The 2,630-nt window shown below is 65.9% G+C and carries 2 protein-coding genes; both read right to left on the bottom strand.

The annotated features are described in order from the left end of the window. Positions 1-1,439, bottom strand: a 1,439-nt coding sequence (locus tag MTX35_RS25180; RefSeq protein ID WP_032400877.1) for a cytochrome c biogenesis protein ResB, incomplete at its 3' end; no start/stop codon positions are given. 34 nt (positions 1,440-1,473) lie between these two features. After that, positions 1,474-2,630, bottom strand: a 1,157-nt coding sequence (gene lnt / locus MTX35_RS25175; protein ID WP_052061606.1) for an apolipoprotein N-acyltransferase, incomplete at its 5' end; no start/stop codon positions are given.

The following is a 2,630-nucleotide window of genomic DNA, read 5'->3' as shown; positions in this document are numbered from 1 at the left end:
ACCAGGGACACCAGTAGTCCGGTCATCATCGTGACCGCGAACACGAGCACCCACCGCTGCGCGGGGTCGTATCCGACCTGGAGGTTCGCGAATTCCTTGGCACCGTCGAACCGGACGACGGTGCCGTCGGAGAGGGTCGTCGATTCTCCGGGCCGCAGGTTGACCCGGTCCTGCTTGACCAGCCGGCCCTGGTTGATCATCTCCTGGTCCAGGGAGAAGATCGACTGCGGGATGCCGGTGTCGAGACCGGTGTCGCCTTTGTAGATGTCCACTGCCACCGCGGGATCGACCAGTTCCGGGAAGCGGGAGGAGAGCAGGTTGCCGTTGAATTGCGCGGTGGGCGCGAAGAGTCCTTCGATGGCGATCTGCCCTCGGCGGCGCTCCTCGGCGGTGGCGTAGGTCCCCCCGGGTGGGTCGAATCGCAGCGCGCCGCTGCTGAGGAACGTGGTGGCGTCGTCGGGGCGGAACTGCAGCGCTTCGGTGCGGGTCTGGCCGTCGGGGAAGGTGACGGTGAACTCGGGGGCGTAGCCGTGTCCGGTGAGGTAGATGCGTTCGTCGCCGAGCCGGAGGGGTTCGTTGACTTTGAGTTGATAGTCGCGCCAGGTGTCGGCGGCGATGTCGTCGGCGCTCTGGTAGGAGATGTTCGAGGTGAACATCTCGGCCTGACCGTTCTCGAGGTAGTCGGCGGTGAAATCTCTGACCCGGATACAGAACGGCTCGAGTCCGGTGCCGTCGGTGCTGTTGCCGGCGCGAAAGGAGTCGTAGATCGCGGGCGAGGTGTTGCAGAAACCGGGCCCGTTGTCGGCGATGACGATGACCGAGCCTTCGTAGCCGAACAGTTTGCCGATCGCGATGGCCGCGAGCAGACCGATCAGCGAGAAGTGAAACAGCAGGTTCCCGGCCTCGCGGGTGTAGCCCTTCTCCGCCGAGAGAGTCAGTGCCCCATCGGGCTCGGGTCGAACGGCGGTACGCCACCCTTTCAAGTGCCGCGCGATGTCGGCGATCACCTTCTCGGGGTCACCGGCGAGGGTGCCCGAATGATGCAACGGTAGTCGAGTGAGGTTTCGCGGTACTCGAACAGGTTGTGCGCGAAGAGCTTTGCCGTGCTCGATCAACCGGGGAGTCAGACAGCCGATCAGCGACACGAACAACAGGACGTAGATCGCGGTGAACCAGGAACTCGCGAACACGTCGAACAATTCCAGCGTGTCCATCACCGGCCCGAGAACCGGACGCGCGGCAATGAAAGAATCGACGGCCTGGGTATTGAGATTGCGCTGCGGCAGCAAAGCGCCGGGGACAGCTGCGGCGGCGAGGAGGAACAGCAGCACCAACGCTGTCCGCATCGACGTCAGTTGTCGCCACCGGTTGCGCAGCATCGCCACTGTTCTGCGCACCAGTCCCGGCGAGTGCGCACGGGGGTGTTCGTCGATCGTCATCTCCGCACGCCCTTCACCGACCACCATCTAAATACTACGCGACATAGTAGTTTGCGGGGTTCGGTGTGATGGAGCGTGGTCGGCGCAGCAGCGAGAACGCCAGTGCTGCACCAGCGCCGGTGGCGGCAATCCATTCCGGAACGCTGCCGGTGATCGTCGCCGGGGTGAGGGTGGTGCTCAGTGACACCTCGGTGACGACAGCTGCGGGGGTGAACAGCTCCGTGCGCTCGACGACCTCCCCGCGTGCATCGATGACGGCGCTGACGCCGCTGGTGGCCGACACGACGACGCTGCGCCCGTGTTCGACCGCTCGTACCCGCGACATGGCGAGTTGTTGATAGGTCATGTTCGTCCGACCGAAAGTGGCGTTGTTGGTGGGCACTGCGATCAGCTGGGCACCGGCGCGCACGGAGTCGGTGAGCAACGAGTCGAAGGCGACCTCGTAGCAGGTGGCCACCGCGACGTGCACTCCGGCGAGGTCGAGGACGCCGTTGCCCTGGCCCGGGGTGAAGTTTCCTGCCTGGGCGGCATAGGGAGAGAGTGCGGTGACGATCGTGCGCATCGGCAGGTACTCCCCGAACGGCACCAGTTGCCGCTTGTCGTGCCTCTGCCCGGGCCCGGTGACGGGATCCCACACGATCGAGGTGTTGCTCGTGGTGCCGTCGTCTCGGCGGAGAACCGTGCCGACGAGTACGGGGACTCCGACGGCGCGGGCCGCGGCGTCGATACGTGCGGCGGCGTCGGGGTTGCGCAGGGGATCGATGTCGGAGGAGTTCTCCGGCCAGATGACCAGGTCGGGTGCGCGTACGCGGCCGGAGTCGATGTCGGCGGCGAGCTCGATGGTGCGCTGAACATGGTTGTCGAGAACCGCGCGTCGTTGGGCGTTGAAGTCGAGACCGAGACGCGGGACGTTGCCTTGCACCAAGGCGACGGTGACCGTGTCCTGCTGCGGCGGAGCGAACAGTGGAGCCACCACCGTGAGCGCCCCTACAGCAGTGGCCACACCGATGCACGACGCTGCTGCAGTTCTGCGGGTGATGCGACCGGAGGCAACGACGCCGGCCAGAGCGGACCCGATCAGCACCACGACGAACGACAACCCCGGCGCGCCGATCACCGCAGCCAGAGGCAGCAGCGGCCCGTCGGATTGACCGAATGCGATGCGGCCCCAAGGGAAGCCGCCGAACGGGA

Origin of the sequence: Rhodococcus sp. ARC_M12 (assembly GCF_022810385.1) — a bacterium.
Taxonomy (GTDB): domain Bacteria; phylum Actinomycetota; class Actinomycetes; order Mycobacteriales; family Mycobacteriaceae; genus Rhodococcoides; species Rhodococcoides navarretei.
This window is presented reverse-complemented; position numbering and strand designations above follow the sequence as displayed.